Origin of the sequence: Bifidobacterium samirii (genome assembly GCF_003952945.1) — a bacterium.
Lineage (GTDB): Bacteria > Actinomycetota > Actinomycetes > Actinomycetales > Bifidobacteriaceae > Bifidobacterium > Bifidobacterium samirii.
This window is the reverse complement of sequence record NZ_QXGK01000011.1, coordinates 48,640-66,888: the sequence shown is the minus strand read 5'-3', so window position 1 is coordinate 66,888 and position 18,249 is coordinate 48,640. Positions and strand designations below refer to the sequence as shown.

Sequence of the window (18,249 nt, the reverse complement as noted above, 5' to 3'; positions counted from 1 at the left end):
CCGCCCATGATAGCGAACCGGCGGGAATGCGGTCGCCGGGCGGGCCGGACATCCGTTAGACTGGTGTGTCGGTTCCGCGCGACGACGCCACAAGCGCAACGGTGCGCAGCTTTCATGCAACCCGACATCGGAAGGTTTCTAAGCAACATGGACTATCTGGTGCTTCTGGGAATCGCGATCGTCATCGTGGGCTTCGCCCTCAAGCTCGACGCGATCCTCATCATCATCGTGGCCGCCGTGGTGACGGCCGCGGTCGGCGGCATCGGCGTCGACGGTTTCCTCACCACGCTCGGCTCGTCGTTCGTGTCGAACCGCAGCATGGCGATCTTCATCATCGTGCTGCTGGTCACCGGCACGCTGGAGCGCAACGGTCTGAAGACCGCCGCGGCGAAGCTCATCGGCAAGGTGCGCAACGCCACGCCGGGCATGGTCATCGCCCTGTACGGCGTGATGCGCCTCGTGTTCGCCGCGTTCAACGTCAGCTTCGGCGGCGTGGCCGGCTTCGTGCGCCCGGTCATCATGCCGATGGCCGTAGGCGCGATCGAGGCGTCCGGCCATGAGCCGAACGAGGAGTACGTGGAGGAGCTCAAGGCCATGGCCTCGGGCATGGAGAACGTCTCCTGGTTCTTCGGACAGGTGCTGTTCGTCGGCACGGGCGGCGCGCTGCTCGTCCAGTCGACGCTCAAGCCGCTGGGCTATGACGTGGACCTGCTGCGCATGGCGGTCATCGAGATCCCGGTCGCCGTCATCGCCGTGGCCGTGACGGCCGCCTACTACATGGTCAGGGACGCGCGTCTGCGTCGCAAGTATTATGGCGTGGCCGCCGCGCCCGCCGGCAAGGAGGCGTGACGATGGCGTTCTTCATGGATCCCGACGTGACCTTCGGCGTCAAGCTGCTCGAGGTCTTCTACATCTTCATGGGTTTCATGTCCGTGTACGCGGGCGTGCGCAACCTCACCGACCGCACCAACAAGGCGCGCTGGGGCACGTTCGTGTTCTGGACGGCGCTGGGCGTGGTCATCGCGTTCGGCCGCTGGATCCCGGACGCGGCCAACGGCGTGCTCATCCTCGTGATGGTCGCCCCGGCCGTGTTCCGCCGCGTGCAGAAGGGCGAGCGCTCCGCCGCGGGCGCGCCCACCGAGGGTGAGGTGTCGGCGAACTTCGAGCGCATCGGCATGAAGATCTTCGTGCCGGCCCTGTGCCTGGGCGTGTTCGCGATCGCGGGCGCGCTGATCCCGTCCGTGAGCGCGCTGACCGGCTGCTGCATCGGCGTGGTCGTCGCCGCGGTCATCCTGTACGTCTACTCGCACGACAACCGTCCGATCGTGTTCCTCGACGATTCGGAGCGTCTGCTGTCGGCGATGGGCGCATTGTGCATGCTGCCGATGCTGCTGGCCTGCCTGGGCGCGATCTTCACCGCGGCCGGCGTGGGCGACGTGATCGCCTCCCTGGTGGGCGCCGTCATCCCGGAGGGCAACGTGACGGTCGGCATCATCGTGTTCGCCGTGGGCATGATGCTGTTCACGATGGTCATGGGCAACGCGTTCGCCGCGATCACCGTGATGACGGTGGGCATCGGCGCGCCGTTCGTGCTCGCCTACGGCGCCGACCCGGCGCTCATCGGCATCCTGGCGCTCACCTGCGGCTACTGCGGCACGCTGATGACGCCGATGGCGGCCAACTTCAACATCGTGCCGGTCGCCATGCTCGACATGAAGGACCGCATGGGCGTCATCAAGAAGCAGGTGCTGCCCGCGCTGGTCATGATCGTCGTGCAGATCGCCTACATGCTGATCGCCTCCTGACGGGCGTTCGGTCCTACACTGGAACACAGGCATACACGGACGAAGGAGGTTCGAATATGAGCAAGAAGGTCCTGGTCACCGGTTTCGATCCGTTCGGCGGCGAGCCGGTCAACCCCGCCTACGAAGCGGTCAAGCTGCTGCCCGACGAGATCGCCGGAGCGAGCGTCGTCAAGCTGGAGATCCCCACGGTCTTCACCCGCAGCGCCAAGGTCGTCGAGGAGGCGATCGAACGCGAGCGCCCCGATGTGGTGCTGTGCGTCGGTCAGGCGGGCGGCCGTTCGGCGATCACGGTCGAGAAGGTCGCGATCAATCTGGCTGAGGCGCGCATTCCGGACAACGACGGCGAGCAGCCGTTCGACACGCCGCTTCGCGAGGACGGCGACACGGCGTATTTCGCGTCGCTGCCGGTGAAGGCGATGGTGGCGAACATGAACGAGCATGGGATTCCGGCGTTCATGTCGTATACGGCGGGCACGTACGTGTGCAACAGCATCATGTACAACGTGCTGTATCTGATCGACCGTCGCTTCCCGGGCGTCAGGGGTGGTTTCATCCATGTGCCGTATGCGGTGGAGCAGGGCGTGGGCAAGCCGAACGGCACGCCGGTCATGGAGGTGGCGACGATGGCCCGTGGTCTCGAATACGCCATCGAGGCGGCGGTGAGCGCCGATGAGGATGCGGCGGTCATCATGGGCGAGACCCACTGATCGCGCGCATGATCGCCGTGCGGCGATGACGTGCGGGTATGGCGGAAAAGGCGCCGTGGCATCCGATGGATGCCGCGGCGTCTTTCGTTTCCGGATCGGATTTCGTGCTCAGCGTCCGCTCCAGCGCAGTCGGGCGTAGGCGAATGCCGCGGCGAGCAGTACGGCGGCCGCGATGAACACGGCGCGCAGGGAGCCGTCCAGCGAGGGCATGAAGGTGGCGACGACGCCGAACACCGCCACGCCGATCGCGCCGCCGAACACCGCCACGCCGATCGCGCCGCCGACCTGGCGGAACGTGTTGAACACGGCTCCGGCGATGCCTGCCTGCCGCTGGTCCACGCTCGCCAATACCAGTCCGGACAGGGCCGGTGTGACCAGTGCGCCGCCGAGACCGACGACGCTCAGGGCCGTGGCGATCACCCATGCGGGCATCGGTGCGGGGACGAGGACGGCGGCGATGAAGCCGACGGCCATGATGGCCAATCCGATGGTCACGGTGAACCGGGTGCCCATCGCATTGATGATCTGTCCGCTGAACACGTTGGTGACGACCATCACCACGGCCGAGGGCACGAACGCCAGTCCCGCGGCGAACGGGCTCATGCCCTGCTCGCCTTGCAGGAACAGGGTGGAGATGAAGACCATGCCGAACCAGTTGAAGATCATGATGAATCCCACGATCAGCGAGATGCGCATGCCGTCGTTGCCGAACAGGCCCAGCGGCACCATCGGATGAGGGACCCTGCCCTGCGCGATCACGAACAGCACGAGCGCGGCGACGCCGACGGCGAGCAGCGTGATCGTCGCCGGCGAGGAGACGCCCAGGGATCCGATCTCGATGACGCCCGCCGTCAGCGAGGCGAGACCGATCAGTGCGAGCGTCTGACCGAGCCAGTCGAACGAGATGGCGCGGGTGGGCGACGGTGCGATCTTCGGGGCGAGCGCGAGCACGAGCAGGCAGAACGGCACGTTGACCGCGAAGATCAGACTCCAGTGGATCGGCGTGAGCAGGCCTCCGAACAGCGGGCCGAACGCGGATGCGGACGCGGAGCCGGCGCCCCACAGGCCGAGCGCGAACGCGCGGCGCCGAGGGTCGGGGTTCGCCTCGTTGATGAGCGCCATCGAGGCCGGCAGGATCAGCGCCGCGGCCACGCCCATCAGGCACCGGCCGACGATGAGCACGGGCATGGTCCAGGCGAACGCGCTCAGCAGCGAGGCCGCGCCGAACAACGCCGTGCCGGAGAGGAACGTGCGCTTGGCGCCGAACCTGTCGGACAGGCTGCCGGCGAGCAGCAGCAGCGAGGCGAACAGCAGCGTGTAGCCGTCGATCATCCACTGCTGCAGGGCCATGTCACCGCCGAGGTCCGCGGTGATGGTCGGCAGGGCCACGTTGACGATCATGGTGTCCATGCCGGTCAGGAAGAACGCCAGCGACGTGGCGAACGTGGTCAGGCCGGCACTGTATCGGGCCGTGCGATGCGACGCGCGGCGGGTCCCGTGTTCGGGGTCGTCGTCCTCGTGCATGAGGGCGACGGGTTCTGATTCGTTGATTGATGTCATGATCACCTGTGTTCCATTGGTTTATATGTTTCCGTTTGGTTGGTGCGGTAGCTATGGTAGTGTTTACGACACTTGTAAAAACAGCGGTTTATGAATGCTTATGGTTCATGATGTGTGAACCATTGGTTTATGGAGGGCGTGATGTATGACAGGCGGTTGGATGCGGTGATCGCCGCCGCGCAGACCGGCAGCTTCGCCGAGGCCGGTCGACGGCTGCATATCTCCACGCCGGCGGTGGCCAAACAGATCGCCACCTTCGAACGAGAATACGGCCTGCTGCTGTTCGACCGGTCGCGCAGCGGCGTCACACCGACCAAGGCAGGCCGGGAGTTCATCGAGGACGCGCGGATGATCGTGCGCCAGTGCGAGGAGATCGTGCGGCGTGCGCGACGGCGGACCGCCGGCGACCGCGCCTCCGTACGCCTCGGCGTCTCGACGCTGCGTCCGGGCCGTCGCATCCTCGACCTATGGCAGCGCGATGCCGGCCATCATGCCGACATCCGTCTGGAACTGGTATCGATGCCCGATGATTCCGAAGGCATCAACGACATCATCACCCATCTCGGCGAGGACGTCGACCTGATCTCCACGGCCTTCGACGACGGCTACTGGGACGGAACATGCAACACCCTCGCGCTCGACGCCGAACCGCTGTGCGTGGCCGTTCCGCGCACCCACGCACTGGCGAGACGGGCACGGCTTACCGTGGACGATCTCGAAGGCACGCGCATCCGCCTTCTCAGACGGCACCGAGGCGCCAACGACACGGCCCGGGACCTGCTGGAACGCGAGCCCTCCATCGAATTGGTCGACATCGACCATTACGACCTCGGCACGTTCAACGACTGCGCCGAATCCGGCGACCTGCTCGTCTCCAAGCCGATGTGGGCGGACGTCCACCCGCAGCTCGTCAACGTGGCCGTGGACTGGCCCGAACCGGTCGTCATGCGCTACGGGCTGCTCTATCCGTTCGACGCGAGCCCGGCGGTCCGGGCGTTCGTCTCCTGCATCGCCGAATTGTCCGGCTGCGGAGGCGAGCCGGATTCCGGCCGTCAGGCATGCCATGCCCTCTGACCGATTCGCCTCCAGGCCATCCGTCCTGAGCGGATGACGCTTGGATGTCGGGGGTGAACGTTCAATCCGTCTTGGGCAGGCGTACGGTGGCGGCGAACCGGCCGGGCCGCGGCTGCTCGAGGTCGAGCTCGGCGTGCATGGCCTGGCAGGCGGCGAGCGTGATGGACAGGCCGAGGCCGGTGCCGGGGACGGCGCTGAGGCGCGACCGGGCGCCGCGGTGGAACGGCTGGGTGAGCTCGCTCGGGTCGTCGGGCGCGGTCTGGTCGGTGTCGTTGGCGATGGTGACGAGGACGGCGTCGCCGTCGTCGGCCGCGGCCAGGTCGAGTCGGCCGTGGTCGGTGTTGTAGAGGACGGCGTTGCGTACGAGGTTGCCGAGGGCGAGGTCGGCGAGCGTCGGGTCGACGGCCGCGGTGCGGGGGAGGAGCCGGGCGTCGTCGACGCGGATGCCGCGTTCGTCGATGGCGTCGGCCATGTCGGTCAGGGCATGGCGGATGATGTCGTCGGGACGGCATGACGGCGTGCCGGATCCGGTTACGGCTGTGGCGCCGATGGTGCCGCTCTGGATGCGCGAGAGGGTCAGGAGCGCGTCGACGAGGCGGGCTCCGCGCCGGTTGGCGGCGAGGGCGCGGCGTACGGCGGGTTCGACGTCCTCGGGGAAGCGGCCCTGGCTGAGGGGCGCGTCGAGGCTGGTCTCGACGGCGGCGATGGGGGTGCGCAGCTCGTGGGACGCGTTGGACACGAACCGGCGTTCGGCTTCGGAGGCGGTCCGGGCTCGGTCGAGCATGCGGTTGAGCGCGTGGGCGAGCCGGTCTATCTCGTCGCCGTCGTCCATCGTGCCGGTCCGGACGCTGATGCCGGCGTGCGGGTCGGCCGGATCCATCGCGTCGACCTGCGCGCACATGCCGGACACGCGCGCCGAGAGCCGTCCGCCCACGATCCAGGCGAGCAGGGCGGCGAGCAGGCCGAACGCGACGAGCATGAGCGCCGACGACCAGCGCAGCGTCGCGACGAACGAGTCGGTCACCTGGTTCACCGTCATGTCGGCGGCGTCGTAGAACTGCACGTCCGGCGCCTCCCCGTCCGGCGCGGGCGGCACGGCGCCGGACGACCCGTCGACGCAGGTCGCGGAGACGGCTCCGTCGCCGTCGTCGACGCCGCACAGGACGAGGGCGGCGCGCTGCCGTTCGGCGACGCCGGCGACGATCATGTTCTGCACGGCGACCGCGCCGGCGAGCGTGACGATCGTGGTCAGGAGGATCGCCGCGGTCAGACGCCCGCGGAACGTGCGCGGCGCGAGCCGGGCGAACAGGCGGCGCGGCGGGAGGGGCGGACGGGTCATCGCAGACGGTATCCTTCCCCGCGGGCCGATTCGATCAGGTCGCGGTCGACGAGCTTGCGGCGCAGCGAGTACATCGTCGTCTTGACCGCGTCGGCCGGCTCGCCGGCGACCGGATCGTCCCACACCGCGTCGTACAGGTCCGCGACGGCCACCCAGCCGCCGTCGGCGCGCATCAGCTCGAAGAGCACCCCGTACTCCTTGGGCGTGAGCCGCACGAGCGTGCGGCCGCCGTCGCGGAACACGAGCCGACGCGTCGTGTCCATCGTCAGACCGCCGCGCGTGAGCACCGGGGACGCGGTCCCGGTGCGGCCGGCGCGCCGCTGCATCACGCGGATGCGGGCCAGCAGCTCGGCGTACGCGAACGGCTTGGTCAGATAGTCGTCGGCGCCCAGGTCCAATCCGGCGACCCGGTCGCCCACCGACGCGGCCGCGGTGAGCATGATCACCTGCACCGGCATCCGGTTCGCCGCGATCGTGGCCATCACCGCATCCCCCGACAGGACCGGCAGATCCCGGTCCAGCAGCACCAGATCGACGCTCTGCGCGCCCAATGCGGCCAACGCGTCCGTGCCCGTCGACGCGGTCAGCGTCGCATACCCCTCATAGCGCAGCGCGTCATCCAATGACGCCGCCAGATCCGGGTCGTCCTCCACGATCAGAATCCGCATCGGTCCTCCTTCGCTCGGCCTGCGGTCCACCATATATCGTGCGCACGCCACGGTAAGGCGAAGGTAAGGCGCGCCCACACCGACACGCCACGGCCGGCACGGTTGGATGGGACACGGAACCGTGAACAGCATCCCCGCCGGGGACGAACCCGAAAGGACCCGACATGACCGACACCGCCATCGCACGCCGCCTGACCGCACTGACCGCCACGGGCCTGTGCCTCATCGGCCTGACCGCCTGCTCGACCCCCGCCGCGGACCAGCCGGCCGCATCCGGCGGCGACGACGCCACGACCGGCGCCTCATCCGGCGACGCGGCACGCGAGTTCACCGCCTGCCTGACCGGCAAGGGACTCGACGCGCGCCTGTACGCGTCCACCCTCGACGCGTCCGGCAACGGCGTCGAGGACGCCGTCGAACTGCGCATGCTCGACGCGTCCGGCAACCCCGTCGCCGTCGGCGGCGACTCCGACGGCGCATCCATCTCCAGCGACTCCGCCACCTCGTTCGACGACCTGTACCCGGGCGCCGCATACACCGTCGTCACCGACGACGGCGCATGGGTCACGTTCCCGAACGCGCAGGCGCTCGCCGGATCCCCGTACGCGGCCTCACAGCAGGACTACGCCACCTGCGAGGCGCAGGTGCCCGCCTTCTCCCAGCCCGTCCAGGACGCCGCCGGACAGCAGACATGGAGCGACGACGACAAGCGCGCCGCGCTCGACTTCGCCCGCCAGGCGCGCGACAGGGGCTTCTCCTGGGTGCAGGACCCGACCGCCGACGCGCCCACGACCATCATGATCCCGGACACCGTGGGCGAAGGCGAACTGCGCCGCTTCCTCGAAGCCTGCCCGATGGACGACCTGAACGCGAACGTCACGCTCGGCTTCGCCGGCACGCCCGACGAATTCGGCTACGACTACACCAAGGTCATGGACGAGACATCCGGCGCGGCCTCCACGTCCTCCCCGGCCACGACCGAGAACTGACATGCGGCACGGCACCGAAGGGAGCGAACGATGACGACGACCCGACCCCGGCGACGCGCCACGACGATACGGCGCGCCGCCATCACGCTGACCGCCCTGCTCGCCGTCGCCGCACTGGCCGCGGCATGCCTCGTCTACCGGCCATGGGAGCACGCCGGCGACACGACCCGGACGTCCGGATCCGGCACGAGCGCAGTCGACGTCAGCCAGCTGCGCACCGCCGACGTGACCCGCGGCACGCTCAACGCGAGCACCACGCTCAACGCGAGCCTCGCCTACGACACCGCCCGCGGATTCGCCGCCGCAGGCGGCACCGTCACCCAACTGCCCACGGCCGGCACGGTCATCGACCTCGGCGAGCAGGTGTACGAGAGCAACGGCGTGAGCGTGCCCCTGTTCAGCGGCGAGCGCCCGTTCTGGCGCACCTTGGAGGACGGCGTGTCCGACGGGCCGGACGTGACCCAGCTGGAACGCAACCTGGCCGACCTGGGCTTCTACACGGGCGAGGTGGGGCCGCATTTCAACTGGCTGACGCGCGAGGCGATCCGCCAGTGGCAGCGTTCCCTGGGCTTGACGGGGGATGCGGTGAACGGCGTGTTCGACCCGTCGTCGGTGGCGTTGGCCGTGTCCGCGCCGGTGCGCATCACCACGGTGGACACGACGCTCGGATCGACCGGGGAGAGCCCTGCGAGCTACACGGGCGTGGCATTGCATGCGGAGGCGACGCTGAGCGCCACGCAGGCGGCCACGTTCAAGGCCGGCGACCCGGTGAGCGTGACCCTGCCCGACAACACGACGCTGGAGACGACCCTGACGGCGGTCGACCAGGGCGGCCAGCCGACCGGCGAGGACGGGAAGACCACGTCGCCCACCGTGCGCGTCGACTTCCCCGACCAGTCGCAGGTGGAGCGCTTCGGCACCGCGTCGATCCGTCTGACCGTCCCCAACCGGGCGGCCGACGCGACGGAGACGCTCATCGTGCCGGTGACCGCGCTCGTCGCGTCCGCGTCCGGCACGTACGCGCTCGACGTGGTGCGCGGCGACGCCCTGGAGCGCATCGACGTGCGCATCGGCCTCGTGGCCGACGCGCAGGTGCAGATCCTCGAGGCCGACGGCCTGCAGGAGGGCGACAGGGTGGTGGTCTCGTGACCGGGTCGCTCATCGAACTGGAGCACGTCACGCGCGCCTATCCGGGACGCGACGGCGACCTGCTCGAAGTGCTGCACGACACGAGCCTCGCGATAGGCCGGGGCGAGTGGATCGCGATCGTCGGCCCGTCGGGGTCGGGCAAGAGCACGCTCCTGTCGATCCTGGGCGCGCTCGACATGCCCACCGGCGGTATCCTGCGCTACGGGGGCGAGGACGTGACGGCGATGGGCGAGCGTCGGCGCAGCATGCTGCGCGCCGCGCATATCGGCTTCGTGTTCCAGCAGTTCCATCTGATCGGCACGCTCGACGCGCTCGGGAACGTGATGACCGGCCTCGAATACGGGATGCTGCCGCGCGCCGAACGGCGCTCGCGGGCGTCGGACGCGCTGGAGCGCGTCGGATTGGCGGATCGCGCGCATCATCGTCCGAACCAGCTGTCGGGCGGCGAGCAGCAGCGTGTGGCGATCGCCCGCGCGCTCGTGCGGCGCCCCGACGTGATCTTCGCCGACGAGCCGACCGGCGCGCTCGACACCGATACGGGCCGGGCGGTCCTCGGGCTGCTCATGGACGCGGCCGGCGAGGATACGGCCCTGGTGGTCGTCACGCACGATCCGAACGTGGCCGCCCGCTTCCCGCGCCGCCTGCACATCCGCGACGGGGTCGTGTGCGACCTGTCCGACGCGCCCGTCGGCGTCGGCGCCGGCATGGACGAGGGGAGGGGATGATGGGGGAGCGCAAGCCGCTGCGCATGCGCGCGGCCGACCTGATGCGCGCGGCGTGGACCGGTGTGACGGGCAGGCCGTCGCGCACCGTGCTCGCCGCCCTGGGCATCGCCCTGGGCGTGGCCGCCTATGTGGCCCTGTCGGGCATCGCCGCGTCGAACCAGACGGCGCTCCTGGACCGATTGGACGCGTTGGGCGCGAACCTGCAGGTCGTCACGCCCGGCCGGGACGCGGCCGGCAACAGCGTGCCCCTGCCCGACGCCGCTCCCGACACGATCGCGCGCCAGGACCAGGTGGAGCGCGTCGGCGTGTTCCTCACCGCGCCCGAGAAGCTGCAGACGTTCCGCAACGATCTGGTGCCCGCGTCCAACGGCAACGCGATTGGCGTGATGGTCGCCCGTCCCGGCGCGCTCGACGCGCTCGACGTCACCTACGCGCACGGGCACGGGACCGGCGAGGCGGACGCCGGACTGCCATTGGCCGTGCTCGGTTCCGAGACCGCATGGCGGCTGGGCGTCACCCGGGAGGGCGACCGGATCGTCATCGACGGCACCTGGTACGGGGTCGTCGGCATCCTCGACCCGGTCCCGCAGGCGCCCACGCTCGACACGAGCGTCATCATCCCCGACGCGTGGACGCTCGCCCGGTATCCCGACCAGACGGCGCGCATCTCGCGCATCGCGGCGATCTACGTGCGCACCGAGTCCGGCGACGCCGAGACGATGCGGCGCATGCTCGCCCATGCCGCCGACCCGGCCGGCGGGCCCGTCGCCGTCGGCGTGTCCGCCGACCTGTCGAAGGCGCGCGCCGAAGCGGACGGGTCGCTCACCACGCTCGGCCTGGCGATCGGCGCGATCGCCCTGGCCGTGGGCGGCATGAGCATCGCCAACATGATGGTCGTCACCGTCATGGAACGCCGCGGCGAGATCGGCCTGCGCCGCGCCCTGGGCGCCACGCCCGGCACGATCCGCATGCAGTTCGTCGTCGAATCGGCGCTCCTGTCCGCCCTGGGTGCCACGGGCGGCATCCTCGCCGGCGCGCTCGTCGCCGTCGGCGCCGCCGTGCACGCCGGGCAGACGCCCGCCCTCGACTGGGCCGGACTGCCCGCCGCATGGGGCGCGTCCATGCTCGTGGGCGTGCTCGCCGGACTCTACCCGGCCGCCCGCGCCTGCCGGCTCACCCCCGTCGAGGCGCTGCGCGGCGAATAGCGGCGACACCGACGCGCACCCCGACGGGAACGCCGGACACGGGCCCGCCGCGGGCCGCTCATCCTACGGACCGGTGCGCGCCGGGCCGCTCATCCCCACGGCCGATGGCCCGCCGCCCACGACGGGCATACGCTGGAACCACGGGAGGGAACGAGACTGCCACGATCCAGGTCATCGTCCCCACACGGCACAGGAGGGCATCATGACCACGGGCAACTTCGACGACTACCGGCGCGAGCGCACCGTCCGCTCATCATGGCGCGCCGCGCGCATCCTCCTGGCCGTCCTGACCGTACTGGCGCTCGCCGGCGCCGGCGGCCTGTTCGCATTGGGCCGCATCGCCGACATCGGCCCGTTCTCGACCGGCACGCCGCAGGCCGACTACCGGCCCGACCAATGGGAGGCGATCGTGGTGAACCGGTGGAACCGCATCCCCGACGACTATCCCGAACCCGCCCTGACGGACCTCGACGGCGGCATCCGGGTCGACGAGCGCATCGCACCCGACCTGAACCGCATGCTCGACGCGATGCGCGCGGCCGGCCTCGACCCGACGGTCACCGCCGGCTACCGCACGCGCGCCGACCAGGAGCGGATCGTACGCGACCGCACGTTCCTCAACGAGAACCAGGGCATGGAGGAGGAGCAGGCGCTCCAGGCCGCCGAACGGGCCGTCGGCGCGCCCGGCATGAACGAGCACGAGCTGGGACTGGCCGTCGATGTCACCGCCCGCGGCACGGATGCCCAGGCACGCCAGGGCGTCGCCGAATGGCTCGCCGCCCACGCCTGGGAGCACGGGTTCACGCAACGCTACCCGCACGGCCGCGAGCAGCTCACCGGCATGGACGAGAGCCCCCGCCACTACCGGTACGTGGGCGCCGACCTCGCCGCCCGCCTGCACGACGACGGGCTCGTCCTCGAGGAGCTGGAACGCACGGCGTGACGTCCGACACGGCCCCGCCCGTCTGCTAGCCTTGGATGCGGAAAGCGAGGAACACGATGGGCGATGTCATCCGCGAGATGGAACGGCTGCGACCGGTGTACGAGACCGGCTCGCTGCGCCTGCTGACACGACCCAACGCACGCCTGTACGTGGCATTGCTGCGCGCCGCGTTCGACCCGCTCACCGGCCAGATGCCCCGCGAGACCCTCGAGGAGCGCTTCGCCCGATCCCTCGAACGCCTCACCGCTGCCGGCGACCACACGCCGCGCGACGGCGAAACCCACCTGGAGGCCGCCCACCGGATCGTGACCGAACTGACCCGGGAAGGCGAAGGCGACTACGCGTGGCTCGCCAACACGCACGACGAGACCAGCCACCGCTACCTGTACCGGCTCACCACGCGCGCCCACCGCGCCATCGACGCGCTCGACCGCCTCGAGGACGAGACCATGACCCTCTCGGGCGCCCAGGCCAACTCCATCATCATGGAGATCGAACACGCGCGCATGCGCCTGACCGTCGACCCGCGCGAACGCATCCGCCTCCTCAACCGGGAGATCAAGGAACGACGCCACGAGATCCGCCGCATCCTCGACGGCGAATCCGACACGATGCTCGACGCCGGCCAGGTCGGCGACGTGATCGCCGTCATCCACAACACGCTGCGCGGCATCCCCGTCGACCTGCACGAACTCGTCCTGACCGAACGCGACAACGGCGACATGCTGCGCCGCCGCATGCAATCCGCCGACATGGACGTCGACCGCATCCTCGCCTCCTACCTCGACGACCACCACCGCTCCTTCACCCGCTCCGACGGCGGACGCCGCTTCGAGGACGCGTTCCAGGTGATCGTCACCGACGAAGGCCGACGCCAGATCGACGACGCCCTGCACGACATCGCCCGCACCCCCTACCTGTCCGGCGAGGACGGGCAGGCGGCCACGCTGCTCGACCAGATCCGCGCCGAACTCGACCGCATCTACGAAGGCATCGAAGCGGTCCGCGACCAGATCCGCGTATCCGACGAAGCCGTCAGCCGCCTCGTACGCCAACGGACCGACACCCGCTACCGCACGATGCTCACCCGCCTCAACCGCCTGTACGCCGCGCTCGGCGACGACGCGCGACGCCACCCGGGCGACCCGGACCGCCCCTACGCGACCGGCACCGGCGACGTGCGGCTGGCGCCCCTGCCCACCCGGCCCGCACGCCCCATGACCCGCACCAGCCCGCCGGCGCTCGCCGATGTGACGGCCGACGCGGCGCCCATGCCGGACCTGCATGCGCTGGTCGAGGGCGGCGGCCCGCGGCTGCGCCGCATGATCGCCCTGATCGCCCGCGACCCGCTGACGGCCGGGGACGGGACGGTCGACATCGCCGCCGGATTCAACCGGCTGCCGGCGCGCGAGCGCCGCGAGAGCGAACTGGTCGGCTTCCTGGGCGCCCTGGGCGGCGTGGGGGAGGACGGTGCGCGCGTCGCATGGCGGTGCGTGTCGCAGGACGGTGCGGAGCGCGTGTGGCTGACGATGCCCGTGACGGCGACGCGGGACGAACTGGATGCGATCCTACGGGAGGAGTGACATGGACGACGACACCAACGGCACGGGCGGCCCGTACGGGGCGGACGCCGGCAGCGAACGCGTCGAAACCATCGACGGCATCGGGGAGACCGGCGATACCGTCGATGGCGCGTCGGAGGAGACGGGGGAGCGGCCCGTCAACCCGTATGCGCTGTTCGAGGGTGATCTGGGCGACATGGGCGCCGACGCGCGCATCGCCGCGATCGCGCTCAAACGCGAACGCTACATCGAGGGCGACCTGTACGACCTGGCCATGGACAATCTGACGGCGGTGACGCGTTCGCTCAACAACGACCTGCTCGACCTGGTCGTCGACGAACGCTACCGGATCATGGTCGCCGCGCCCGCCACGGGCCCCGACGTCACGTCGCGCGCGCTCAAGACCCGGTCCAGCCTGCGCCGCGAGGAGGCGGCGCTGCTCGCGTTCCTGCGCATCCGCGTCCTCGAATACGAGAACGTGCGCGCCGCGCGCGACGAGTGGATCGTCGGGTTCGACGAGATCCGCGCCGCGCTGGCCGGCGGCGCCGGGTTCCTCGCGTCGCGCAACGACGAGGAGGGCGCGACGCGCCAGATCGGCGCGCTCGTGTCCGCGATGACGACGTACGGGTATCTGGAGCGCATGGGCGACGACGCGACGACGTACCGCATCACGCCGCTCGTGCCCGTCGTGCTCGACCGCGCGCTGGCCGACGAATGGCTCGACACGGCCACGGCCGCCGCCGCGGCCGACGATGACGGGACCGACGGCGTCGCCGTCGACGATGCGGACGGTCCGGCCGGCCCGACGCCGGACGCCGACGCCACGGGATACGGGGAGGAGCGCTGATGGGACGCGACGACATGACCATGATCGCCGACCGGTGGATGCTGGAGAGCCGCCGTCTGGTCAACTGGGGATCCTACGACGGCTACCACGAGTTCCGCCCGTCCATGGACGGCGCGATGCCCGTCACCCTGCTGGCCGGCGCCAGCGAATCGGGCAAGTCCACGCTCGTCGACGCGCAGATCTCCCTGCTCTACCCGACCGGCACCCCGTTCAACAAGGCGTCGAACTCGGGGCGCAGCGAACGCAGCGACTACACGTACCTGCGCGGCATGACCGGCGTGGGCGACACGGGCGACGGCGACGAGCCGATCTACCTGCGCGGCCGCGGCGCGGACGGCACGCCCCAGCCGGTGTGGGGCGCGATCGTCGACACGTACGTCAACCACACCGACGGGCGTCGCCTGTCGTGCGCCAAGTTCCTGTACCTGATGGCCGGCGACGGGCGCGGCGACGTGCGCCGCCAGTACGCCGCATGGGACCGGCCCATCGACCCGCGTCTCATGGACGCGCTGCGCGATACGCCGTTCACGCCCGGCCAGATCCGCACCGTCTACCCCGGGTGCACGACGTTCCCCAACGCGGACGCGTTCCACGAGCACATCTGGGCCGAGATGGGGCTGGGCGCCGACGCCTGTAGGCTCCTGGCCCGCATCCAGTCCGCCGACGCGCCCTCACGGCTCGACGACATCTTCAAACAGGGCGTGCTCGGCGTGCCCGACGCGATCGGCAAGGCCCGCGACCTCGTCGCCGACTACGAACGCTACGACGAGAACTTCCGCAGCATCGACGACAAGATGCGCCGCATCGGCCGGCTCGAGACGATCCGCGACGCGTACGACGCGTACGCGACCGCGCTCGCCGCCGCGCGCACGCTCGAACCGGCCGACCCGGCCGACGACGCGGGCATGCGGGCGATCCGCCGGCACGCGCTGCGGCTCATGCGCGGCGAGGTCGAACGCCGCCTGCCCGAGGAACGGCGCGAACAGGAGCGGCGCGCCGCCGACGAACGCCGGGCGGCCCTGCGCTGCGAGACGCTGCAGACGCGCATCGACGGCGTGCGCGACCGCATCCGCGGCCTCGACACCGGTCTGGAACGCCTCGACGAACGCCTCGCCGCGGCCCGCCGCAGCCTGGACGACATACGCTCCCGCGCCGGCCGCCTGCGCGACCTGTATGAGGCGGCCGGCCGTCCCATGCCCGGGGACGCGCAGGCGTGGGAGCAGGCGCGCATCGACGCGGTCCAGTCCCGGCTCGACCACCGGCGTCTGCGCGACGATCTGGACTCGCGCCGCGACGAGGCCGCCGCCCATCGCGCGGACACGAAACGCGCCCTCGACTCGTTGGAACGCGACTACGCGCTCCAACGCGAGGCGCGCACGCGCATCACCGGCCAGATGGACGAGACGCGCACGATGCTCTGCCACGCCACCGGCCTGGACGCGGCCGACCTGCCGTACGTGGCCGAGCTCATGGACGTGCGCGACGGCGAGGAACGCTGGCGGCTCGCCATGAACGTCGCCTACGCGCCCATCGCCCAGACGATCCTCGTCGACCGCCGCCACGAACCCGGCTTCGCCGCCAAGGTCAGCAGCATCGACCCGCATCTCATGGCCCGCCGCACCTGGCGGTTCGTCGACGTATCCGACGACACCGCAGGCACCGCAGGCACCGCAGGCACCGCCGACCCGGCGGATGCGACGGACGCCACGGGCGCGCACGACGACGCGGACGGCACATGGATGTCGTCCAAACTGCGCTTCCGCGACGACTCCCCGTTCACCCCATGGCTACGCGCCCAGACCCGCACGCCCCGACTCGACGCATTGTGCGTCGACCGCATCGACGACGCCGACCACGCGCACCGCCAGGTGCAGCCCGACGGACAGATCAAATCCGACCGTCGCGGCGAACACGGCGTCAAGGACCGCCGCCAGATCATCGGCTTCGTCACCGAAACCTACCTCGCCGGACTGCGCGAACGCATCGGCGAGGCCCGCACCGCGGACGAGAACGCCCTCGCCGCGTTCGACGAGACGAAACGCGCCATCGAACGACTCGACGCCCAGGACGCGCTCGCCCGCGAAATCGCCTACACCGACTGGACCGACATCGACGAAACCGGCGCGCAACAGACCATCGCCACGCTCGAACACGACATCGACCAGATCCGCGACAACCCGCAGATCGCCGAACTCGAAACCCTGCGCGACCGGCTCGAACACGAACGCGACCAGGCCCAACGCGACCGCTACGACGCCTCCCGCGACACGGAACAGGCCGCCAGAACCATCGCCGCCATCAACCAATGGCTCACCGACCACCCCCAAACCGAACCCGGCCACGACGACCCGGCACCCGGCGAGGACATCATCCGCATCCTCGACGAATCCTACGAACACGGATTCACGGCGCTCGCCGACGACATGCGCGCCCGCATGATCGTCGGCGCAGGAGACCAGCCCGGCGCGACCCCGTTCATGGAGCGCGTCATCGACGGCATGCGCCGCGACATGACGTCGCGCATCAGCCAGCTCGCCAAGGACCGCGACGCGACGCGACGCACCGTCGAGACCGCCATGGGCGAATACATCGACCGGTACGCGCCCGACGACGACTCGCTCGCCGCCAGCGTCGCCGACCACCGCTACTACATGGACGAGCTCGCCCAGCTCACCCAACTGACCGCCGTCGCCTCCGGACCAGGCGAATACCGGCGCTGCCTCGACAGCCTCTACCGAGGATTCCTCACCCTCAAACGCGCCATCGACCAGGACGCGCGACGCATCGGCGACCAGCTGGAACGCATCAACCACATGCTCGTCGGCCAGAGCTTCGGCCCCCGCCACGGCACCCTGTCCATCCACGCCGACATCCGACGCCCCGACCGCACGTTCGCCACCCAGCTGCAACGCGCCGTCGACCGGCTGACCGCATGGCGCACCGGCGGCGCCAAGGACGACCCGCAGGAGTCGAAACGCACGTTCGCCGCCTGCGCGACCATGATCGGACTGCTGCGCGACCAGCTCGCCCGGATCCGCGACACCGGCGGCATCCGCGACTACGGCGCACACGACCTCGACCCACGCTGCCGATCCACGTTCCACGCGACCGTCCACCACCAGGACGGGCCCGACGAACGCATCACCTCCACAGGCGGCCGCTCCGGCGGCGCCCTCCAGGAACTCACCTCGTTCGTCTACGGCGCCGCCCTCATCTACCTGCTCGGCGGCGGCATGGAACGCCGCCTGCGCCCCTCGTACACCACCCTGTTCCTCGACGAGGCGCTCATCAAGGCCGACGGCCGCTACACGCAACGCGCCCTGAGCGTCCTGCCCCGACTCGGCTTCCAGGTCATCGTCTCCGCCCCCGAAAGCAAGACCGGCGAAATCCTCGCCATCTCCACCAAGGCCTACGTCACCTGGAAGAACCCCGACACCGGCCGCACCAGCCTCCGCGAAGCCGAACTCGCCTCCGCCGACGAACCCGACGAGACGGACGAGACGGACCTGCCGACCGACGATCCGACGGCAGAGGCGACAGGCGCGCCGAACCCGCCGATCCCGTCCTCGGAGCCGCCCGCCCCGGACAAGCCGGACCAGCCGGACGCCACCGCATAGACGACCGCGAGCGCCGCCGACCCGATCATCACCGGCCGGCGGCGCTCGCAGAAAGGTTC

General features: G+C 70.3%; 15 protein-coding genes. 12 read left to right on the top strand and 3 right to left on the bottom strand.

Going from position 1 to position 18,249, the window contains the following annotated elements:
• Positions 1-114: 114 nt before the first annotated feature.
• From D2E24_RS06520 to pcp, 3 genes are read left to right on the top strand one after another with little or no spacing between them, the layout of a single operon-like run.
• Positions 115-849, top strand: a complete 735-nt coding sequence (locus tag D2E24_RS06520; protein WP_241222894.1) for a 5-oxoproline transporter, DUF969 family subunit — start codon at positions 115-117, stop codon at positions 847-849.
• A 2-nt stretch (positions 850-851) separates the two neighbouring features.
• On the top strand, positions 852-1,805 hold the full coding sequence (locus D2E24_RS06515) for a DUF979 domain-containing protein (RefSeq protein ID WP_125968535.1): 954 nt from the start codon (positions 852-854) through the stop codon (positions 1,803-1,805).
• Between the two features lie 56 nt (positions 1,806-1,861).
• Positions 1,862-2,512: a pyroglutamyl-peptidase I gene (pcp, locus tag D2E24_RS06510; protein ID WP_125968534.1), complete on the top strand. Its 651-nt coding sequence runs from the start codon at positions 1,862-1,864 to the stop codon at positions 2,510-2,512.
• Between the two features lie 108 nt (positions 2,513-2,620).
• Here the strand turns inward: pcp and D2E24_RS06505 are convergent, their stop codons facing one another.
• A complete protein-coding gene (locus D2E24_RS06505; RefSeq protein ID WP_125968533.1) occupies positions 2,621-4,072 on the bottom strand; it encodes an MFS transporter in 1,452 nt (483 codons plus the stop codon).
• Positions 4,073-4,213: 141 nt separating this feature from the next.
• Between D2E24_RS06505 and D2E24_RS06500 the strand changes: the two genes are divergently transcribed.
• Positions 4,214-5,146, top strand: coding sequence for a LysR family transcriptional regulator (locus tag D2E24_RS06500; protein WP_125968550.1), 933 nt, complete (start codon positions 4,214-4,216; stop codon positions 5,144-5,146).
• Positions 5,147-5,207: 61 nt separating this feature from the next.
• Here D2E24_RS06500 and D2E24_RS06495 read toward each other — a convergent pair whose 3' ends face one another.
• On the bottom strand, positions 5,208-6,485 hold the full coding sequence (locus tag D2E24_RS06495) for a sensor histidine kinase (protein ID WP_125968532.1): 1,278 nt from the start codon (positions 6,483-6,485) through the stop codon (positions 5,208-5,210).
• Positions 6,482-7,153: a response regulator transcription factor gene (locus D2E24_RS06490; protein ID WP_125968531.1), complete on the bottom strand. Its 672-nt coding sequence runs from the start codon at positions 7,151-7,153 to the stop codon at positions 6,482-6,484. Before D2E24_RS06490 ends, D2E24_RS06495 begins: the two co-directional genes overlap by 4 nt.
• 164 nt (positions 7,154-7,317) lie before the next feature.
• Here D2E24_RS06490 and D2E24_RS06485 point away from each other — a divergent pair, with 164 nt between their 5' ends.
• The 8 genes from D2E24_RS06485 to D2E24_RS06450 all read left to right on the top strand — a co-directional run bounded on the left by D2E24_RS06485 (position 7,318) and on the right by D2E24_RS06450 (position 18,190).
• Positions 7,318-8,142 (top strand): hypothetical protein, encoded by an 825-nt coding sequence (locus D2E24_RS06485; RefSeq protein WP_125968530.1) that lies wholly within the window; start codon positions 7,318-7,320, stop codon positions 8,140-8,142.
• A gap of 30 nt (positions 8,143-8,172) precedes the next feature.
• Complete coding sequence (locus D2E24_RS06480) at positions 8,173-9,291, top strand: peptidoglycan-binding protein (RefSeq protein ID WP_125968529.1); 1,119 nt, start codon at positions 8,173-8,175, stop codon at positions 9,289-9,291.
• Positions 9,288-10,016, top strand: a complete 729-nt coding sequence (locus tag D2E24_RS06475) for an ABC transporter ATP-binding protein (protein ID WP_164521042.1) — start codon at positions 9,288-9,290, stop codon at positions 10,014-10,016. The genes D2E24_RS06480 and D2E24_RS06475 overlap by 4 nt, the downstream gene beginning before the upstream one ends.
• The gene (locus D2E24_RS06470) at positions 10,013-11,221 is read left to right on the top strand and encodes an ABC transporter permease (RefSeq protein ID WP_125968528.1); all 1,209 of its coding nucleotides are present in this window, start codon (positions 10,013-10,015) and stop codon (positions 11,219-11,221) included. The genes D2E24_RS06475 and D2E24_RS06470 overlap by 4 nt, the downstream gene beginning before the upstream one ends.
• Before the next feature lie 202 nt (positions 11,222-11,423).
• Positions 11,424-12,164: a M15 family metallopeptidase gene (locus tag D2E24_RS06465; protein ID WP_125968527.1), complete on the top strand. Its 741-nt coding sequence runs from the start codon at positions 11,424-11,426 to the stop codon at positions 12,162-12,164.
• 56 nt (positions 12,165-12,220) lie between these two features.
• Positions 12,221-13,747, top strand: a complete 1,527-nt coding sequence (locus tag D2E24_RS06460) for a DUF3375 family protein (RefSeq protein ID WP_125968526.1) — start codon at positions 12,221-12,223, stop codon at positions 13,745-13,747.
• A gap of 1 nt (position 13,748) precedes the next feature.
• Positions 13,749-14,573, top strand: a complete 825-nt coding sequence (locus tag D2E24_RS06455) for a DUF4194 domain-containing protein (RefSeq protein ID WP_164521041.1) — start codon at positions 13,749-13,751, stop codon at positions 14,571-14,573.
• The gene (locus D2E24_RS06450) at positions 14,573-18,190 is read left to right on the top strand and encodes an ATP-binding protein (protein ID WP_125968524.1); all 3,618 of its coding nucleotides are present in this window, start codon (positions 14,573-14,575) and stop codon (positions 18,188-18,190) included. Before D2E24_RS06455 ends, D2E24_RS06450 begins: the two co-directional genes overlap by 1 nt.
• Positions 18,191-18,249 lie beyond the last annotated feature (59 nt).

What these genes read in the sequence shown, in the direction of transcription:
- D2E24_RS06520 (WP_241222894.1), top strand. Translation starts at nt 115, where the DNA reads ATGCAACCCGACATCGGAAGGTTTCTAAGCAACATGGACTATCTGGTG.
- D2E24_RS06515 (WP_125968535.1), top strand. Translation starts at nt 852, where the DNA reads ATGGCGTTCTTCATGGATCCCGACGTGACCTTCGGCGTCAAGCTGCTC.
- pcp (WP_125968534.1), top strand. Translation starts at nt 1,862, where the DNA reads ATGAGCAAGAAGGTCCTGGTCACCGGTTTCGATCCGTTCGGCGGCGAG.
- D2E24_RS06505 (WP_125968533.1), bottom strand. Translation starts at nt 4,072, where the DNA reads ATGACATCAATCAACGAATCAGAACCCGTCGCCCTCATGCACGAGGAC.
- D2E24_RS06500 (WP_125968550.1), top strand. Translation starts at nt 4,214, where the DNA reads ATGTATGACAGGCGGTTGGATGCGGTGATCGCCGCCGCGCAGACCGGC.
- D2E24_RS06495 (WP_125968532.1), bottom strand. Translation starts at nt 6,485, where the DNA reads ATGACCCGTCCGCCCCTCCCGCCGCGCCGCCTGTTCGCCCGGCTCGCG.
- D2E24_RS06490 (WP_125968531.1), bottom strand. Translation starts at nt 7,153, where the DNA reads ATGCGGATTCTGATCGTGGAGGACGACCCGGATCTGGCGGCGTCATTG.
- D2E24_RS06485 (WP_125968530.1), top strand. Translation starts at nt 7,318, where the DNA reads ATGACCGACACCGCCATCGCACGCCGCCTGACCGCACTGACCGCCACG.
- D2E24_RS06480 (WP_125968529.1), top strand. Translation starts at nt 8,173, where the DNA reads ATGACGACGACCCGACCCCGGCGACGCGCCACGACGATACGGCGCGCC.
- D2E24_RS06470 (WP_125968528.1), top strand. Translation starts at nt 10,013, where the DNA reads ATGATGGGGGAGCGCAAGCCGCTGCGCATGCGCGCGGCCGACCTGATG.
- D2E24_RS06465 (WP_125968527.1), top strand. Translation starts at nt 11,424, where the DNA reads ATGACCACGGGCAACTTCGACGACTACCGGCGCGAGCGCACCGTCCGC.
- D2E24_RS06460 (WP_125968526.1), top strand. Translation starts at nt 12,221, where the DNA reads ATGGGCGATGTCATCCGCGAGATGGAACGGCTGCGACCGGTGTACGAG.
- D2E24_RS06455 (WP_164521041.1), top strand. Translation starts at nt 13,749, where the DNA reads ATGGACGACGACACCAACGGCACGGGCGGCCCGTACGGGGCGGACGCC.
- D2E24_RS06450 (WP_125968524.1), top strand. Translation starts at nt 14,573, where the DNA reads ATGGGACGCGACGACATGACCATGATCGCCGACCGGTGGATGCTGGAG.